Origin of the sequence: Bradyrhizobium sp. cf659, assembly GCF_900113725.1 — a bacterium.
GTDB lineage: Bacteria > Pseudomonadota > Alphaproteobacteria > Rhizobiales > Xanthobacteraceae > Bradyrhizobium.
Map to the genome: position 1 here is coordinate 104,674 of NZ_FOQJ01000006.1, position 18,739 is coordinate 123,412.

General features: G+C 65.6%; 13 protein-coding genes. 5 read left to right on the forward strand and 8 right to left on the reverse strand.

The genetic code is table 11. The annotated features are described in order from the left end of the window. Positions 1-204: 204 nt before the first annotated feature. Positions 205-894 (reverse strand): VOC family protein, encoded by a 690-nt coding sequence (locus BM118_RS24655; protein WP_092188139.1) that lies wholly within the window; start codon positions 892-894, stop codon positions 205-207. A 152-nt stretch (positions 895-1,046) separates the two neighbouring features. After that, the gene (locus tag BM118_RS24660; RefSeq protein ID WP_092188141.1) at positions 1,047-1,712 is read right to left on the reverse strand and encodes a sensor histidine kinase; all 666 of its coding nucleotides are present in this window, start codon (positions 1,710-1,712) and stop codon (positions 1,047-1,049) included. Between the two features lie 326 nt (positions 1,713-2,038). On the opposite strand from BM118_RS24660, the gene BM118_RS24665 reads away from it, so the two are divergent. From BM118_RS24665 to BM118_RS24685, 5 genes are all read left to right on the forward strand, one after another. Then, complete coding sequence (locus BM118_RS24665; RefSeq protein WP_092188143.1) at positions 2,039-4,882, forward strand: ATP-binding protein; 2,844 nt, start codon at positions 2,039-2,041, stop codon at positions 4,880-4,882. A 118-nt stretch (positions 4,883-5,000) separates the two neighbouring features. After that, the gene (locus BM118_RS24670; protein WP_092188145.1) at positions 5,001-5,708 is read left to right on the forward strand and encodes a hypothetical protein; all 708 of its coding nucleotides are present in this window, start codon (positions 5,001-5,003) and stop codon (positions 5,706-5,708) included. A gap of 181 nt (positions 5,709-5,889) precedes the next feature. After that, positions 5,890-6,591: a type 1 glutamine amidotransferase domain-containing protein gene (locus BM118_RS24675; RefSeq protein WP_092188147.1), complete on the forward strand. Its 702-nt coding sequence runs from the start codon at positions 5,890-5,892 to the stop codon at positions 6,589-6,591. A 120-nt stretch (positions 6,592-6,711) separates the two neighbouring features. After that, complete coding sequence (locus BM118_RS24680) at positions 6,712-7,668, forward strand: alpha/beta fold hydrolase (protein WP_092188149.1); 957 nt, start codon at positions 6,712-6,714, stop codon at positions 7,666-7,668. 414 nt (positions 7,669-8,082) lie between these two features. Beyond that, on the forward strand, positions 8,083-9,069 hold the full coding sequence (locus BM118_RS24685) for a helix-turn-helix domain-containing protein (RefSeq protein WP_092188151.1): 987 nt from the start codon (positions 8,083-8,085) through the stop codon (positions 9,067-9,069). Between the two features lie 206 nt (positions 9,070-9,275). Here BM118_RS24685 and BM118_RS24690 read toward each other — a convergent pair whose 3' ends face one another. From BM118_RS24690 to BM118_RS24715, 6 genes are all read right to left on the reverse strand, one after another. Beyond that, the gene (locus BM118_RS24690; RefSeq protein ID WP_092188153.1) at positions 9,276-9,776 is read right to left on the reverse strand and encodes a Dps family protein; all 501 of its coding nucleotides are present in this window, start codon (positions 9,774-9,776) and stop codon (positions 9,276-9,278) included. 429 nt (positions 9,777-10,205) lie between these two features. Then, a complete protein-coding gene (locus BM118_RS24695) occupies positions 10,206-12,527 on the reverse strand; it encodes a molybdopterin guanine dinucleotide-containing S/N-oxide reductase (RefSeq protein WP_177234654.1) in 2,322 nt (773 codons plus the stop codon). Between the two features lie 363 nt (positions 12,528-12,890). Next, positions 12,891-14,861, reverse strand: a complete 1,971-nt coding sequence (locus tag BM118_RS24700) for a MacB family efflux pump subunit (RefSeq protein ID WP_092188157.1) — start codon at positions 14,859-14,861, stop codon at positions 12,891-12,893. A 1-nt stretch (position 14,862) separates the two neighbouring features. Further along, positions 14,863-16,056 (reverse strand): efflux RND transporter periplasmic adaptor subunit, encoded by a 1,194-nt coding sequence (locus BM118_RS24705; protein WP_244550229.1) that lies wholly within the window; start codon positions 16,054-16,056, stop codon positions 14,863-14,865. 166 nt (positions 16,057-16,222) lie between these two features. Beyond that, positions 16,223-17,677, reverse strand: coding sequence for an efflux transporter outer membrane subunit (locus BM118_RS24710; RefSeq protein WP_441299764.1), 1,455 nt, complete (start codon positions 17,675-17,677; stop codon positions 16,223-16,225). Positions 17,678-17,729: 52 nt separating this feature from the next. Further along, the gene (locus BM118_RS24715; protein WP_092188161.1) at positions 17,730-18,608 is read right to left on the reverse strand and encodes a DUF3313 domain-containing protein; all 879 of its coding nucleotides are present in this window, start codon (positions 18,606-18,608) and stop codon (positions 17,730-17,732) included. Between the last annotated feature and the right edge of the window lie 131 nt (positions 18,609-18,739).

Here is an 18,739-nt window from a genome sequence, read left to right on the forward strand (position 1 = left end):
GAAATCGAGACGTCGGCTCGTCATGCAGGGAGATTGGCGCAGGCGCTTCCGATTTGCTCGTTATGGATTGTTAGACTGCGTTAGCCGTTGCGAGTCTGCGCGATTGACGCGATCGATCGATGATCTTGCGATGCGCGCGATACAACGCCACACGGCGCGCGACGATCAAGTCATCGCGCGCCGTGAACGGAGAATGCCGCAACTTCAGGACGGCAGCGGCTGACCGGTCTGCTCTCGCACGATGTAGTCGGCGTACCAGTCCGCCCAGTTGTCGTCGTGTCCGCCGGTTCGCGTCTCGTGCTCGCCATGCGCCACCGCCGCGCGGCGCAGTGCCGCCGCCAGATCGGTCTGCGAGGCGAAATTCGCGCCGTCTGCCGCGATGCGTCCGGGCAGTCGTGTCGTGACCTCCTGGAACAGCCAGCCATTGCCGTCGGGATCGCTGAACGAGGCGAAGGATCTGTAGCTGCTGCGCTTCGGGTCAGCGCCACTGACCCGGATACGGCCGAACAGATATGGCTCGTCCGGCCCGGCGTGAACATCGCCGCCGCCGTGGAATGGTTCACTGATCGCGATGCCGCGGTCGAGCAGATCTTGTCGTGCGGTCTCCAGATCGGAGACGATCAGATACAGGCCGCGCGCCGAGCCGGGCGCTGCCGCCGTCACGTTCCTTCCGAAAATCACCGAGCAGGCCGAGCCCGGCGGGGTGAACTGGATCACGCGCCAGTCGTCGCCAGAGGCAAAGTCGGCGTCCAGTCGCCAGCCGAGGCGCATGTAGAACGCCTTGGCGCGGTCGACGTCGGACACCGGGATGACGACGACCTCGAGCTTCAGATCAACGCCGCGCGATGGCGAGCGCCTGGTCCCGGCTTCGCGATCGATTTCGAGTGTGGTCATGTCGAACTCCCTGATGTGAGGCACGGATTCGCAACCGAACCCATTCTTTGCAGGATCAACTTTGCTTTGCAGGCTCAACTTTGCGCAGACCGGCGAATGTCGCTCGTTATCGAATGCTTGGGCTCGTTAGCGGTTCCGGACACAGTCGAACTTCAAGCAGCCGGGATCACGATGGTCACCCGCGTGCCGCCCTCTCCCGCCTCGCCATGCAGCCGCGCGCGGATACTGCGTGCGAGCCCTTCGAGAATGCGGCTACCGGTGCCCTCAAGCGGGGCTGTGGCGCCGACCCCGTTATCGGCCACCGTGCAGAACCATGCGCCGTCGCGGTTGGCGAGGTCAATCCGGATCAGCGCACCATTCTTGTTCGGGAAGGCGTGCTTTGCCGCGTTCGTGACCAGCTCCGTCAGCATCAGCGCGAGCCGATGACATTGCGATGCCGGCAACGCCCCGCTCTCGATCGCGGCCTCGCAGCGGACGCCCGCCGGCTCCAGCACCGCCTCGGAGAGCGCTCCGCAGAGATTTTCGAAGAAAGCCCCGACGGCGACGGCGGATTGATCGTCGTTGTCGGACAGAAGCTGATAGAGCCTGCCGAAGGCAACGATGCGCCGCTCGAACCGATCCACCGCAAGCGACACGTCCCTGGTGCCGGCCCGCGTGAAGTCGCGACGGACTGATGCACCCAGCAGCGTCAGCGTGTTCTTCATGCGATGATGGGACTCCCGCAGCACGAGTTCCCAATCACGCGACTGATCGTCAAGGCTGGCGACGAATTGAGATCGAACGGCGCTGCCGTTCGACATAGAGCCGATAGCGGACATGATAGCCTCCCCGTTGGAATGGGACCTGACTGAAGGCCATACTGGATGCTTCGCGCGCGATTTGCCCGTTAGACGTTGCAAGATTCTGTTATGATCGGCGGCATCACATCCTGGCAGCGGAGGATCTCGTCGCGACGGTCAAGCCTGCTGACGAATTGTCGCGGTCGCGTCGTAAACCGCTCGTGTTTAAGCAAAATTCGCGGCGGATACACCACCTGCGGTCGGCGATCGCCACGCGATTTCGCCACTTTCGGCCCGTTTACTGATAACCTCGCTCTGGTCAATCAAAGCGCAGACGCCAGCCCTTTCACTGGAATCATTGGCCCGTGCCGGACACTAACGACCAGGATTCGGCCATTGCCTTCGGTCCATTCCGGCTGCTTGCAAAGTCGCGGCTGCTGGAGAAGGACGGCGCCCCGCTTCACCTCGGCGGCCGCGCGCTCGACATCCTCATATTTCTCGCCGAGCGCGCCGGCGAGGTCGTTGACAAGAGGGAGTTGATCAAGCGGGTCTGGGCCGGCGTGACGGTCGACGAAGGCAGCCTGCGCTTCCACATCACGACCCTGCGCAAGGTCCTGGGCGAAACCGGCGAAGGTGCCCGCTACGTCATCAACGTCCCGGGACGTGGCTATTGCTTTGCGGCCCCGCTGCTTCGCCCTACACCTTCGGAGAGCCGGACCAGCCCGCCTGTCGCGTCGCCCCACGCGCTGCCCTCACCGCTTGCGAGGATGATCGGGCGGGACGAGGCCGTCGAGAAGATTTTGGCCGAGCTTGCCCTGCATCGCTTCGTCACAATCGTCGGCCCCGGCGGGATCGGCAAGACCTCGGTCGCACTCGCCGTCGCGCATCGCGAGCTCACGGCCTTCGACGGCCAAGTGAGCTTCGTCGATTTCGGAGCGCTGACGGATGCCCGGCTCGTTCCCGGAACGATTGCGGCCACCCTGGGCCTGACCGTCAATTCCGACGACCCGATGCCGGGCCTGCTGGCGTTCCTGCGCAGCCGGCGGACGCTGCTGGTGTTCGACAGTTGCGAGCACATCCTCGACGAGCTCGCGCCGGTGGCCGAACGCCTCGTCCAGCAGGCGCCGGAGCTGCATATTCTCGCCACCAGCCGCGAATCCTTTCGCAGCGAAGGTGAGCGCGTCCATCGGCTGTTTCCACTGGATTGCCCGCCTGAGCGCGACGGGCTCGGCATCGCCGACATCCTTGCCTATCCCGCAAGCCAACTCTTCGTGGAACGCATTGCCGAGAGCCTGAGCGAATTCGAGCTCAGCGAGGAGGATGCGCCGCTCGTCGCCGAGATCTGCCGGCGGCTGGACGGCATCGCGCTCGCGATCGAGCTCGCGGCCGGACGTGTGAACGCCTATGGCATTGCCGGGACCGCCTCGCTGCTGGACAGCCGCTTCTCGCTGCTGTGGCGGGGACGGCGCAGCGCAATCCCGCGGCACCAGACCCTGAGCGCGGCACTCGCCTGGAGCTACGATTTGCTGCCGGCAGCCGAAAGCGCAACGCTGCGCGGATTGTCGGTATTCGTCGGGCCCTTCACCGTGGAAGCCGCGCTTGCCGTCGCGTCCTGCCAGGGCATCGGCGAATCCGAGGCCGTCGAAGCCATCTCGAACCTGCTCGCCAAGTCCCTGATCGCGACCTCGCCCGCGGAGCGGCGGCTGCGCTATCGTCTGCTCGACACCACCCGCGCCTTCGTCGGCAGCAAGCTGGTCGAGAACGGGGAAGCGGCCCGCGTCGCGCGCGCCCATGCCGAATATTTCCGCGATTTCCTGCGCGACATTGCACTTAAGTCCACGGGCCTGCAGAGCGCGGGCGGCTTCCTTCCCTATGCCGACCACCTGCCCAATGTGAGGGCCGCGCTGACCTGGAGCTTCTCGGAGGGCGGCGACCGGACGATCGGCGTGGATCTGGCAGCCTCGGCGGCCCAGTTCTTCCTCGAGCTGACATTGCTGACGGAATGCTACCGCTGGACACAGCAGGCGCTGGTGTCTCTCGCTACGGGCGCGATGGACAGCCGCCAGGAGATGACGTTGCAGGCCGCGCTCGGCGTCTCCGTGATGTTCACGCAGGGCAATACGGAGGCTGTCCGCTCTGCGTTCACGCGCAGCCTCCAGCTTGCCAGAGAGCTCGAGGACCTGCACTGGCAGCTCTGGCTGCTGCGCGGCTTGCACATCTACCTGACCAGGGTCGGAGATTTTCACGGCGCGCTCGGAACCGGCGAGCAAGGCGAAGGCGTCGCACGGAAGCTGAATGATCCAGCCGCCACCTTGAACGTGGAATGGATGCTCGGCGTTGCGCATCACCTGATCGGCAACCAGGACAAGGCCGTGCAGTTCTGCGAGAGCGCGATGGTGCACAATCCCGGCTCGCAGCGGCTGAACATCGGCCATCTCGGTTATGACGACCGCATCGTTGCGCTGGTGGCGCTGGCGCGTGGGCTCTGGCTCACCGGCCGGCCCGATCGTGCCATCGAGGCGGCGAGATACACAGTGCGTGAGGCCGAGCTGCTCGAGCAGCCGCTCACGCTCGGCATTTCCCTGATCTGGACGATCTACGTCTTTCTCTGGGTCGGCGACTGGGCCAATGCCGAAATCATGATCGAGCGGCTGATCAACCATGCCGAGCGGCACTTTCTCGGCCCCTATCATGCGGTCGGCATCGGCCAGAAGGGCGAGCTGCTGCTGCGCCGCGGCGACATTGCTGGCGGGATCGAGCACCTTCGCCGCAGCCAGGCCACGCTGTACGCGACGCGGCACCGGATCATGACGACGGTGTTTGCAACCGCGCTGGCGGAGGGTCTTGCCTCCCAAGACCAGCCCGACGAGGCCTTGCGCATGATCGACGAGGCGATCGCACAGATCCCCGATCACGGCGAATCCTTCGACATGCCGGAGATGCTCAGGGTCAAGGGCGACATCCTCGCCCGATCGGGCAATGCAGCGGAGGCCGAGAATTACTTCCGGAAATCGCTCGGTCTATCGCGCCGGCAATGCGCGCTCGGCTGGGAGCTGCGGGGGGCGATCAGCCTCGGCCGCGTCTGGCGTCATGCCGGAAAGGCTGGCGAGGCACGCGATCTGCTCGCGCCGCTCGTCGTGCGATACCAGGAGGGCCTTCAAACCCGTGATCTCGTCGCTGCCAAGGAGCTCCTGGGCGCGCTAAATTGAGAGTATCTTCAACGAGATACTGCCATACTGCCCGCTCGCAAGTCCTAACAACTTCTAACATGCCAAGCCGCATGCGCCCCGCCATGGTGGTGACGTTTCACGGTGGATATGGCGGGACATGGCTCTTCTCGACGATGTAATCGATGCCGGCGGCGGTTTGGACCGCTGGAACGGCTTGAACCGCTTCACACTCCACCTCTCCGTCGGCGGAACGCTGTTCTCCAGTGCAGGACATGCCAAGGAATTCAAGGATGTGACCGCGGAAGGTTCGACCCGGACGCAATCCGTCCGCTTCACCGGCATCACCGGGGGAGAACACTCAGGCTCCTTTCAACCCGACGCGATCACGATCGAGAGCCTGGATGGCGAGGTGCTGCGAACCTGGCGCAATCCCAGCCTTGCGTTTCCCGAGGCCAGTGCCCCCGCGCTTGCGGACGAACTGCATCTGGTTTTCTTCTGCGGCGTCGCGATCTGGAACTATCTGACGATCCCGTTCCTGCTCGCTCATCCCGATGTCGTGTTGGAGGAGCTGTCGCCCTCGTCCGAAGGCACTGAAACCTGGCGGCGGCTGCGGGCGCAATTCCCCGCGCACCTGATCACGCTCGCGCCCGAGCAGATCTTCTATTTCGACCAGAGCGCTTTGCAACGGCGGACGGATCACGATCTCTTCGGGATGAAGGTCGCACATTATTCCTGGGCCCATGACAGTTTCGGCGGCATCGTGGTGCCGACGCTTCGGCGTGTGCAGGCGCTACAGGCTGATGGAACCGTGATCACCAAGCCCGTGCTGATGGACGTCGAGATCTTCGACGCCGTGTTCGAGTAGCGGCGGCGACGCGCGGCCCTCGCAACGTCTAACACCACATAACGAGCCAACGGCGCAACTTGGGTGCAGATTACGTTTGCGAGCGGCGAACGAACGCAGCAGCTCGGCGAAGACTTGCACCGATGTGCTCCACCAGGAGGGAGCGCGTCATTGAGCAAACGCAATCAAGGGAATCCGTGTCATGAAAGTATTGATGGTCATCACCTCCCACGACCAGCTCGGCAACACCGGACGCAAGACCGGCTTCTGGCTCGAAGAGCTTGCAGCCCCCTACTACGTCTTCAAGGATTCCGGCGCGGAGATCACGCTCGCTTCGCCCAAGGGCGGCCGCCCGCCGCTCGACCCCAAGAGCAACGAGCCCGAGTTCCGCACCGAGCTCACGGTCCGTTTCGAGAACGATGCGGCAGCGGAGGCCCAGCTCGACAAGACCGTCCGCCTCGACAGCGTCCGGCAGGAGGATTTCGACACGCTGTTCTATCCGGGCGGCCATGGCCCGATGTGGGACCTCGCCGAAGACAGGAACTCGATCAAGCTGATCGAGTCCTTCCTCGCCGCCGGCAAGACCATCGCCGTCGTCTGTCATTCGACCGGAGCGCTGCGCCACGTCAAGACGCCCGATGGCAAGCCGCTGGTCCAGGGCAAGGAAGTGACCGGCTTTACCAACGGCGAAGAAGAGGATGTGGGCCTGACCAAGGTCGTTCCCTTCCTCGTCGAGGACGAGATGCTGAAGCTCGGTGCCGTCTTCTCGAAGACGGCGAACTGGGGCGCGCACGTCGTCAGCGCCGGCCAGCTGATCACGGGACAGAATCCGCATTCGTCGGGCCCGGCCGCGGAGACGCTGCTCGCCGCCCTCAAGGGCAGGCCGATGGCGAAGGCTTCGTAAGTTCCGGATGCGGTCCCGGGAGGCGCCCGCGACGGCGCCTCTCGACGCCGCCGCGATATTCCTCGGAGAGGACACGATCATGGACTTACTTGCGCAGCGGCCTGACATCGGAACGACGACATGAGCATTTCAACCACCCTCGCCCTCTCTGCTGCCCTTGCCTGCGCGAGCGTCCAGGCCTCGGCGCAAGAGTTGCGGTCGAGCCGGCGCTCGATCAGCTATCACACCGTGGAGATCCAGGGCCTCAAGATCTTCTACCGCGAGGCCGGGCCGATCGACGCGCCGACCGTGCTGCTGTTGCACGGCTTCCCCTCCTCCTCGCGGATGTGGGAGCCTCTGCTGCCGCTGCTTGCCGACAAATATCACCTGATCGCACCGGACTATCCCGGCTTCGGCAACAGCAGCGCGCCGCCGCCGTCCGACTTCACCTATACGTTCGACAATATCGCCGGCGTGATCGGCGAGCTCACGGCGAAGCTCGGCCTGAGCAACTACGTGCTGTTCATGCAGGATTACGGCGGCCCCGTCGGCTTCCGCATGGCGCTGGCGCATCCCGAACGTGTCAGCGCCATCATCATCCAGAACACGGTTTCGCACGAGCAGGGCTTGAGCCCGCTCTGGGAAGCGCGTCGCAGATACTGGGCGGATCCGGCACACGAGCTCGAGGCGCTCAAGGCCAACTTCACCTCTTTGGAGGCGACACGCCAGCGACACCTCGGCTCCAGCCCGCGTCCCGAACGCTACGACCCTGATACCTGGATCGACGAATACGCATTTCTGACGCGCCCGGGCCAGGCCGAGATCCAGACCATCCTGTTCCTGGATTACCGGACCAACGTTGCGTCCTATCCCAAATGGCAGGATTGGCTGCGCAAGACGCGGCCGCCGACGCTGGTGGTCTGGGGCAAATACGATCCGTCTTTCACCGTCGCCGGCGCCACCGCCTATCGCGATGACGTGCCTCAGGCGGAGGTTCACGTCCTCCAAGCCGGTCACTTCGCGCTGGACGAGGCGACCGACGAGATCGCGTCGCTCGTACGGGACTTTCTTGCGCGGCTGGACGGACACAAGGGCTGAAGACGAAAGCAGGCGTCGCCGACGCGGTTCTCGACGTCATGGTCGAAGCTTGAGGCCGGCTCGGCCAACGGCGCGGCGACCACATCCAGCACCGATGCAAGGTCCAGTGAAGGCAGAGCGCGAACCTCACACCGGTGTGCCGATCGCCGCGTCGTGTCCCGCCTACCCTCGCACCGCGCCAATCGGCGCAAAGAATTGAAAAGCCTGACAAAGTTGGACTCCCTGCGACGGGCTGTCACACCATGGGCCGGCACACAAAATCTAACACATCCTAATCATCACTAACGGGCTTCTTGTCCGGCTCATGCCTATCCTGCCAGCATCGAAAACCTTCTTGAAAGCCTTGTTGAAAGCTTTGGGCTTGAGAGTTTGCCGGTCGCCGCAAGCGGCCGTGATGCCAAGAGAGGATGAGCGATGCTTACCGACTTGCAGGCGGCGCCTGCCTGGATTGATCTTCAGGCCGCCCCACGCGATTACCAGGTCCGCCAGGCGGCACAGGCGATCCCCAGGGAACGCGGATGGCGCCGGATCGACCGCAGCCCGGAGGCGGCGATCGAGGACATCACGATTTCGCGATGGGAGGATTTCAGAGACAGCTCGTCGCACGACGCGACGACGCCGGAGGATCGCTACTTCGTCGGCATTGCCCTGAAGACCACGCGCGCGAAGTTGACCCGTGACCGCCAGGTCATCTTCGACGGCACCATGCCCGCAGGGACACTCTATGTCAGCGCGCCGTCGAAGCCTCTCGCCGCACAATTCGAGGCGCCTTGCGCCTTCCTGCACTTCCACATCTCCGCTGACCATTTCCCGGCGCAATTACCTGCCGCTGAAGGACTTGGCGACCTCGTCCTGCTGCGCGACCCGCTCGCCGCCGAGCTCGCCAAGGCGTTGACCGAGCATGGCGATGCCGCTGACCAGCAGTTCGCACGCTGCATCGGCCGGACCCTTGCGATGCACCTCGCCCGGCTGGAGCCGCCGCGCGCCAGGGTCAATGCCTTGCCGAAATGGCGGCTGCGGCGCGTCGAGCAATACATCGCGGACAATTTCGACCGCTGCATCAGCCTGTCCGAACTCGCCAATGTCGCCGGCCTGTCCAGAATGCACTTTGCAGCACAATTCCGCGCCGCGACCGGCTACCGTCCGCGCGAATATCTGCTCAATCACCGGATCGAGCACGCGAAGACGCTGCTCGCGACGACCGGGCGGCCATTGGCCGAGATCGCGCTTGCCGTCGGTTTCAGCACACAGGCGCATTTTTCGACCGTCTTCAAGCGCATCAGCGGCCAGTCTCCGGCACGCTGGCGCCTTGCCAGCAAGGCCGAGCCTCTCGCCGTCGAAGCGCTGCCGCGGCGCCGTCCTGCCGCGGACAGGGATTGGATGGCCAGCGCGGCCGCGTAGGGGTCCTTATCGACACGCCAGGCGACACTGGAATTGCGGAATACGCGTCCGGTTTGGTCTGCAACGTTTCGAACGCAAGTGCCCCTCCACTTGCGCCGGCTCGCGCCCTCCTCCCGGGCCTACGAGCCACTCGGGGCCGTCCCTGCTCCCCCACAGGACGGCCCCTTTTCTTTGTATCGCTGCAACCGCCACCGCGGCGCGCGGCATCACGCATGCGGACCGGTGCGGCCGGACTCGTACAGGAACCAGACCCGGCGCTCGGCCTCATCGATCCAGTTCTCGATCAGGCTTGCGGTTGCGACATCGCCATATTCGTCGCAGAGCTCGTGCACGCGCCGCATCTCCCGCGTCAGCTGCTGGTTGTCGCTGCGCAATTCCGCCAGCATGTCCGGGGGGTCGACATAGTCCGCGTCGTTGTCGAGGATGCGCTGCTCGCGCGCGATGTGGCCGATCGAGCGCAGCGTCGTGCCGCCGATCTTGCGCGCGCGCTCGGCGATGTCGTCGGTCATGGCGAAGATCTGGTCGGCCTGCTCGTCCAGCAGCAGGTGATAGTCGCGAAAATGGCTGCCCGACATGTGCCAGTGGAAGTTCTTGGTCTTCAGATAGAGCGCGAAGACGTCGGCGAGCAGGGCACGCAGCGCGGCGGGAATGTCCCGGTTCGCGTTGGCGCCGAGATCGGTCGGGCTTTGGAGGTCTGCCTTGGTCATGTTCGTTGATCCTAGCCTGGAGTCACGAACCTTTAGCAGCACGGCGCGGGAGCTTTCTTTCGTCATGCGCGGGCCGATTTCGAATTCGCACGGGTGCGCTCAGGTGCAAAAGCACACCAACTCCGTCATCCCCGCGCAACGGCGAAGCCGTTGTCGCTGGAGGTGCGAGCCATGGGACGCAACGCGTCCCATGGGGAGCCTCGAAGGATGCACGGCCGGGATACAGCCGGGCCGTCGCCCTTCGAGGCTCGCCGAAGAGGCGAGCACCTCAGGGTGACGGGGATGGAATAATGCTCCGCTGTCTCGACATCGTCATTGCGAGCGCAGCGAAGCAATCCAGGCTGCCACCGCAGAGAGACGCTGGATTGCTTCGCTGCGCTCGCAATGACAGCAGAATGCGCGAAGGCGGCAGAATGCGCGAACTATCCGCTACACCGGATCGAACGCCCGTATCGGCGGCAGATTGCCGGTGAATTTCTCCACCTCCACCGTCGTCAGCTGCCCCGTGCAGCCCTGCGCGAAGGACGAGGTGCCGATGTCGCGGGTGAGCACGTTCGGATTGCCGTGGACGCAGAGCGGCGCCTCGTCCTCGGGGTCCATCGGGTCGTACCAGGCGCCGGTCGGGAGCTGCACCACGCCGGGCGCGATGCCGTCGGTGACGTGGACCGCGGCGAGGCAGGCGCCGCGCTGGTTGAACAGGCGGATGATGTCGCCGTCCTTGATACCGCGCGCGTCGGCATCGCGCGGATTCATGCGCGCGACCTCGCGTCCCCGATGTTTGCTTTGAAGCGAATGTCCGCCGAAGTCGAGCTGGCTGTGCAGGCGCGTCACCGGCTGGTTGGCGACTAGGAAGCACGGCGCCCCTCGCTTGGGCATGTCGGTCTTCTCCAGCCAGACCGGATGTCCCGGACAATCCGCATCGCCATGGCCGGCAATCTTCGCAGAGAAAATCTCGATGCGGCCGCTCGGCGTCGGCAGGGCGTGAGTGACCGGATCTTCGCGGAAGCGGCGCAACCGGCCGCCGTCGTCGGGCTGTTGCGGCACGACCAGGCTGCCGCGCTGCCAGAATTCGTCGAAGCCTGGAGCCTCGAGGCCGCGCGCTTCGAGCGAGGCGCGGGTCGGCTCGTAGAGATGCTCCAGCCATTGCCGCGACGTGCGTCCCTCGGTGAAGGGCTCGCGCGCGCCGAGACGTTCGGCAAGATCGGCAAAGATCTCGTAGTCGTCGCGCGCGAGGCCAAACGGCTCGGCGATCCGGTGCATCGCGACCATGAGGGAATCGTTGGTGGAATAGCCGATGTCCTCACGTTCCAGCGTCATGGTCGATGGCAGCACGATGTCGGCGTGCCGCGCGGTGGCGGTCCAGGCCAGCTCGTGCACGACCAGCGTGTCGAGTTGCGCAAAGGCCTTGCGCAGGCGGTTGATGTCCTGATGGTGATGGAAGGGATTGCCGCCGGCCCAGTAGACGAGGCGGATGTCCGGATAGGTGCGCGTCTCGCCATTGTAGCGATAGGTGGTTCCGGGATTGAGCAGCATGTCGGCGATACGCGCGACCGGGATGAAATCGCGGACGCCGTTGCGACCCTGCCCGAGCGTCGGCCCCGGCACGTCGTTGACGCGGCGACCATAATAGCCGATCGCCCCCAATGAATAGGCATAGCCGCCGCCGGGCAGGCCGATCTGGCCGAGGGCTGCCGCCAGCACCATGCCCATCCACACCGGCTGCTCGCCATGCTCGGCGCGCTGCAGCGAATGCGAGACGGTGATGAGCGCGCGCTTTCCGGCAAGCCGGCGCGCGAGCGTGCGGATCGTGTCCGCGCCGACGCCGGAGATCGCAGCGGCCCACTCGGGGCTCTTCGGCTGTCCATCGCTCTCCCCGGTGAGATAACGCAGGAAGACGGGCCAGCCCTCGGTGTAGCGATCGAGGAAGGCCTGATCGTGCAGGTTCTCTGCGACCAGCGTGTGGACGATGCCGAGCATCAGCGCGGTGTCGGTGCTGGGCACGCAGGTCATCCATTCGGCACCGGCCTCGACCGGCAGGTCTTCCCGCAACGGGCTGACCAGGATGAACTCGCAGCCGCGCCGGCGCGCCGTTTCCATGGCCCCGCGCTCGACATGCTTGCTGATCGAGCCGCCGGCCACCATGGAGTTCTTCAGCGCCATGCCGCCGAACGCCAGCACGATCTCGGTGTTATCAGCAATCTGCTCCCAGGTGACGTTGCGCTTGGTGATGTCCTCGTAGCCCGCCATGATCTGCGGCAGCAGCACCGAGGACGCGCCCGAGGAATAGGTGTTCACGGAGCGCACATAGCCGCCCATCGCGATGTTGAGGAAGCGATGCACCTGGCTCTGCGCGTGGTGAAAGCGGCCCGCGCTCGACCAGCCGTAGGAGCCGCCGAACACGGCGCCGGGCCCGCGCGTGTCGCGGATGCGGCCGAGCTCGTCGCCGAGGAGGTCGAGCGCCTTCTCCCAGCTCACGGAGACGAATTCGTCGCGGCCACGGCGATCGTCCGGACCGGGACCTCGTTCGAGCCAGCCGCGGCGAATCGCCGGCTGGGCGGTGCGTGCCTGGTGCCGCAGCGCGCCGGGGAAATTGTCGATGATGCCGTTCGGATCAGGATCGCCCGCATAGGCCCTGACCTCAAGGCCCGCTGCACTGTTTCGAGCCGAGAACACGCCCCAATGCGAGGTGTGCGGCTTGAAACCGTCGGACAGGTCGAGGCCGGGGTCGGGGAAGCCAATCGTATCGTCCATCGTCTGATCCTTGTTCCGGTGCATGGTGGCAGTATACCGATCCACGTCCCGATGTCGTCGAGATCAGGGTTGACGGAAACGCTGGGCTCCCGCGCGCGCCGCAGGCAGGTGGGGATGTGTGGCGGAACGATCGGCGACGGATCACCGGATATGGTGGCCGCGACCGGCCTCGAGCCTGGGATTCGCCGAGCGAGAGACACGCTCAAACAATTGATTTTTCTTAGTTTTTCCCAAGTAGCCAGAATACGATCGTCGCAGATCAATGGATCATAGGCTGGACGCGAACATATTCTCCGGTTGGCTCGCGCACCCGAGGTCGTCTGCCGTCAGGACGCCGGCGAGAATCTTTCCGCATCCTACGGGCTACTCGCGCGACAACGCCGCCACGGGATCGAGCCGCGACGCGTTGCGTGCCGGCATGTAACCGAATGCCACGCCTATCACGGTCGAGAACGCGACTGCGATGACAATCGCCGTCGTCGAGTAGATCAGCCTGAAGCCAACGTCGAAGGCGTTGAAGATGGCGCCGAAGCCCAGCGCAAAGCCGATCCCGAGCGCGCCACCGATCAAGCAGACCAGCACCGCCTCGATCAGGAATTGCTGGAGGATGTCGGACTGACGCGCGCCGACCGCCATGCGCACGCCGATCTCGGCGATGCGCTCGGAGACGGACACCAGCATGATGTTCATCACGCCGATGCCGCCGACGATCAGCGATATCACGGCGATGGCGGCGACCAGCAGCGTCAGGATCTGGGCGGTGCTCTGGATGGTCCGGCGGATCTCGTCGGTATTGAGAATGAAGAAATCCTTGGTCCGATGACGCTCCGTCAGGAGGCGCGTGACCGCCTGCTCGGCGACACCTGTCGACATCGTGTCATTGATCCGGATGCTGATGCTGCGCAAGGACGGATCGCCGAGGAAGCGCGCCTGCACCGTGGTGTAGGGCAGATAGACCGTGGGATTGGCGCTGGATCCAAATCCGCTCTGCTGCTGGCGGGTGACGCCGACGATGCGGCACGGCACCTTTCCGACGAGAATGACCCTCCCGACCGGGCTCGCGGTGCGATCGGGAAACAACGCTTTCCGCGCGTTGTCGTCGATCACCGCGTCCTGGGCATAGCTGCGCACGCTGTCCGCGTCGAAGAAGCTCCCCTCGGCCAGCTGCGTGCCCTTCACCTGAAAGTAATATTCGCCGACGCCGCTGACCTGTGCGCTGGCCTCGGTCGCGGCGAAGCGCAGCGTGGTCGACGTGGACACCGTCGGCGTGACCGCGGCGACATAGGATTCCTGCCCCAGCGCACGCGCATCCGCCAGCACCAGCGTCTTGATCTTGGCCGAACGGGTATCGCCGAAGTCCTTGCCCGGAAATATCTCCAGCGTGTTGGTGCCGAGGCTGTTGATGTTGGCGAGCACCCGCTCCTGCGAACCCGAACCGAGCGCCACGACGCAAACCACGGACGCCACGCCGATGATGATGCCCAGCATGGTCAGGAATGCCCTGAGCCGATGCGCATTCATGGACAGCAGCGCCATGCGCATCGTTTCCTGGAAACGACCCAGCGCCGCCCGCCAGCCCGACGGCGACGGTGGCGCCGCCTCCTCCGTCGTCGGCGCATGAGCCGCGGCAACGGCGGCACGATCGCCCGGATTGGGCTGATCCGAGCACACCTTGCCATCGCGCAGCTCGATGATGCGCCGGGCGCGCCGGGCCACCGCCATGTCGTGGGTAACGATGATCACGGTGCGGCCTTCGGCGTGGATCTCGTCCAGGATGCGCAACACCTCTTCGCCGCTGCGGCTGTCGAGCGCGCCGGTCGGCTCGTCGGCGAGAATGACGTTGGCATCGTTGATCAGAGCCCGCGCAATCGAGACGCGCTGCTGCTGGCCGCCCGAGAGCTGCCCCGGGGTGTGCTGGAGCCGGTTCACCATGCCGAGACGGCCGAGCAGGTCCGATGCCCGGTCCCGCCGGTCGGAGGCGCTGCGGCCGGCATAGATCGCCGGCATCTCCACATTGCCGACCGCGGTGAGCTCGGCAAGCAGATGATAGCGCTGGAAGATGAAGCCGAAATGCTCCCGCCGCAGCGCGGCGAGCTCGTCCACGTCGAGCGAGCCGACGTCGCGGCCGGCGATGCGGTAATGGCCGGAGGTCGGACGGTCGAGGCAGCCGAGGATGTTCATCAACGTCGACTTGCCCGATCCGGACGTACCGACGATCGCGACCATCTCGCCGGCGGCGATCCGGATATCGACGCTGTCGAGCGCCACCACGATGGATTCGCCCGAGACATAGGCGCGGCTGACCGCGTCGAGAACGATCAAGGGCTCGGCCATGTCACATCCCCGGCTGCGGCGGAAGCGCCGACCTGGCCTGCGACACATCGTTGCTGCCGATCACGACGCGCTCGCCGGCGGAAAGCCCGCTGCGGATCTCGGTCAGGATCTTGTTGCTGAGGCCGACCTTCACCATGCGGGTGACGACGGTGCCCGACGGCTCGACCACCCTCACCCTGGCGGTGCCGTCCGCGGATGTCTCGCCAAGCGCGGCGACCGGAACGGTCAGGACATTATGTGCTTCCCCGAGCAGGATATGCACCTCCGCAGTCATGTAGGTCCGCAGATCGCCTTCGGGGTTCGGCACCTTGAAGATGCCGTTGTAGTAGATCGCCGACGAGGTGGACGACGAGGACGAGCTGCTGCTCGAGGACGTCGTGGTCGTCGAGGTAAAGCTGCTGTCGGTCTTGATCGATTCCGGCGCAGGCTCGATGGATTCGAGCTGCGCCTCGTAGCGGCGTGCCGGATCGCCGAGGATGGTGAAATAGACTTTCTGGCCGGGCCGGCACCGCACCACGTCGGCCTCGGAGATCTCCGCGCGGACCGTCATGGTGTCGAGCCGGCCAAGCACGACGATGGTCGGTGCCGACTGCACCGAGTTCACGGTCTGGCCTTCCTGGGTCACGATCGAGAGCACCGTACCGTCGATCGGCGCGACGATGCGGGTGTAGTCGAGATTGATCCGCGCGGTCTCGACCGCGACCTCGGCCTCGATGATCTGGGCGTCGAACTGGGCGATCTGGGCCTTGGTGGTCTTGACGGTGGCTTCGGCGGAATCATAGTCGGCGCGCGAAGACGCCTTCTGGGCCAGCGTGGTCTGCTGGCGCGCGAAATTCGCTTCGGCAAGCGCCAGGCTCGCCTCCTTCTCGGCGCGCTGGGCGCGGGTGTTCTGAAGCGCCGCCTGGTTGGTCCGCAGCGTGTTCTGCTGGGTCAGGGAATCGATCTCGGCAATCAGATCGCCCGCCTTCACCGTCTGGCCGAGCACAACCTTCAGCGACACCAGACGGCCCGAGGCTTGCGCGCCGAGCGCCACCAGCTTGACCGGCTTCAGCGTGCCGGTCGCCAGCACGGTCTGCTCGACGTCGCCCAGCGTGACGGGCGCCGTCGTCAGGTCTGCGTTCGACGATGGAAACATCACGACCTTTGCGCCCCAGCCCACCAACGCCAGCAGCAGGATGGCCGCGAGGATGCGCATGCGCCGCGAAAATGATCTTTGGCGCGGCGGTGCGCTCGGCTGCGGCGCATGGCTCGTCGGTCGCGGCGTTGCGTCCGTCCGCGGAATACGTTCCCGCCCCTTGATTTCCACCACATCGTTCATGATCGCTCCGATCGATGCCGTCGTGTCCGATTGCGCGTCTGCATCATTGTCCCGCGGCCAGATGTGGACCCATTTCGGCGTCGACGACCTCCGGCTTGCTGCTGTCGATCGCGCCGTCCCAGCCGCCGCCGAGCGCCTTGCCCAGCGCGACGTAGTCCCGCGCCAGATTGGCCCGGCTCTCCAGCAACGAGTCTTCTGCGGAGAATTGCGAGCGCTCGGCGTCGAGCACGTCGAGGAAGCTGCTCGACCCGCTCTCGTAGAGCGAGCGCGACAACCGGGCGGCCTCGCCGTAGCGCGAGGCAGATTCGGACAGGCTGCGGATCCTGATCCGCTCCTGGGCGAGCGAGACGATGGCGTTCTCGACATCCTCCAGCGCCGTCATGACGGCGCTGCGCCAGGCGACGTGGTACTCGTCGCGCTGGGCTTGCGCCACCTCGACGGCGGCGCGCAGCTTGCCGCCGTTGAAGATCGGCACGCTCAGCGACGGGCCGACCGACCAGCCGATCGTCGAATTCTTGCCGAGATCTCCGAGCTTGAGCGCAGTCGTCGAGACCGATCCGTTCAGGCTCACATCGGGATAGAGGGCGGCTTCGGCCTGTCCGATCTTGGCGGTGTATTGCGCGAGCTGCCGTTCGGCCTTGCGCACGTCCGGCCGCATCGTCAGCAGGTCCGCCGGAATGCCCTTCGGCAACGGCAGGCGCGGCGCCGGTATCGGCACCACACGCGCCATGCGCGAAACCAGCGCCGTGGGATCGCGCCCGAGCAGCACGCCGAGCCGGTGTACCGCCTCCCCGTAGGAAGCCTCATGGGTCGGGACATTGGCCTCGGTGCTGGCGGCCTGCGCGACGGCCTTGGCGTTGTCGACGGCGGACGCCGAGCCCGCGTCGAGCTTCTTCTGGGTCAACGCGGCCGTTGCGCGCTGCGAGGCCGCCGTGCGCCGTGCCAGCGCCGCACGGGCCTGATAGCCCCGGGCCTGGATGTAATTGGAGGCGACATCGCCGATCAGGGTCAGCAAGGTCGCGCGCAGGTCGTCTTCCGACGCCTGCACATTGTAGGTCGCGCTCTCCACGGCGCGGCGGTTCGCGCCGAACAGATCGAGCTCCCAGGATGAATCGAAGCCGGACTGGAACTGATTGTAGGTGGTGGCGCCGGTGCCCTCGGTCGCAACGCCGGCGCCGGTGCGGTTCGCGGTGGCCGAGCCGGATCCCGATATCTGTGGAAACAGCGCACCGATCGACTGGCGCTGCAATGCGCGCGCCTCGCGGATGCGCGCCTTTGCGGCTGCGACGTCCAGATTGCCCTGCACGGCCTCCTCGATCAGTTCGTTCAGCAACGGATCTTTGAGACGCAGCCACCATTGTGCGAGCTGCACGGGGCTCTGTCGCGGCCGCTTGCCCGCGTCGTCGCTCCAATGCGTCGGCAGCGCGATCGACGGGCTCGTATGATCCGGCCCCACGGCACAACCGGCGAGCATCGACATGACAAGCGGAAGCGTCATCAAACCAGCCGTTCTGATAATGGCCTTCATCATGCCCCGATCGATCGATCGCTCATTGGCTGGTCGCCGGAGCGCCCTTGTCGGACCACTCCGGCGGCGCGCCCAGACCTCTCGCGACCATCCCGACCACGCCTGGGTCGCGGCCGAACGCCTCGCAGGCTTCGTATTTCGGCTTGCCGCCCAATGACGAGCCGATCCCGTCGAACGACGGCAGGCTCGGCGCCTTGCCGAACGGCGACTCTCCGGTGACCAGCAGCCGGCTGAAATCCCCGGCGAACGCACCGGCGAGGTCATAGGCGTCGCCGGCACTCGAGACGGTCGGCGAATTCGTGAAGGAGTTGGCGCCGCGCGCCCAGATCATTGCGGCCTGCTGCCGGCCGGTGCGGTCTTGCGCCTCGGCTTCCAGGGACAACGTGCCGAGCCCGATCGGCAGACGCGGTATCGGCGCCGGCACGCCCAGTGCGGCGGGCACCACCGACACCACCTTCGAGGCGCCGGCGGCCACCTCGTTGGTCGGCGCAGCCTGCGTCACCAGAACACGGGTCGTAAGGTCCGCCGGTTGATCCGGACCGACCACTCGAAACCGTTCGCTGAGGCCGATACACAATGCGCGGTTCACGGCATTGGCCACCAGAGTGCGCTGCTCCTGCGACAGCGTCGGCGATGCCGCTTTCGAGAACCCCGCCGGCATGAGCCGCACGGTCCTGGCCGCCAGCACATCATCCTTGCTGACGCGCACCAGCGATTTCGCCAGCACGCCGTCGGACGGCGCCATATCGTCGTAAGACGACAGCGAGCCGCCCCTGGTCAGCGGTGCATTGGCGCAGCCCGATAGCGATACGGCCGCCAGGAGAACGAGAACCGGGTGCGGGCGCAGCACGCGTCCATGCGACGCGCCAGCCGGGCGCGGACCTTCGATATCCGCGATCATCAGTGCACCAGCCCGGCCGGGGCAACCAACGATCGCGCAGTCGGCATCGGCCGCAGCGCCGGCGCGTGATCGACCGGCTCGTAAAGCCGCCGCGGACGATTCACGCCCGCGACGAGCCGACTGAAGCTGAA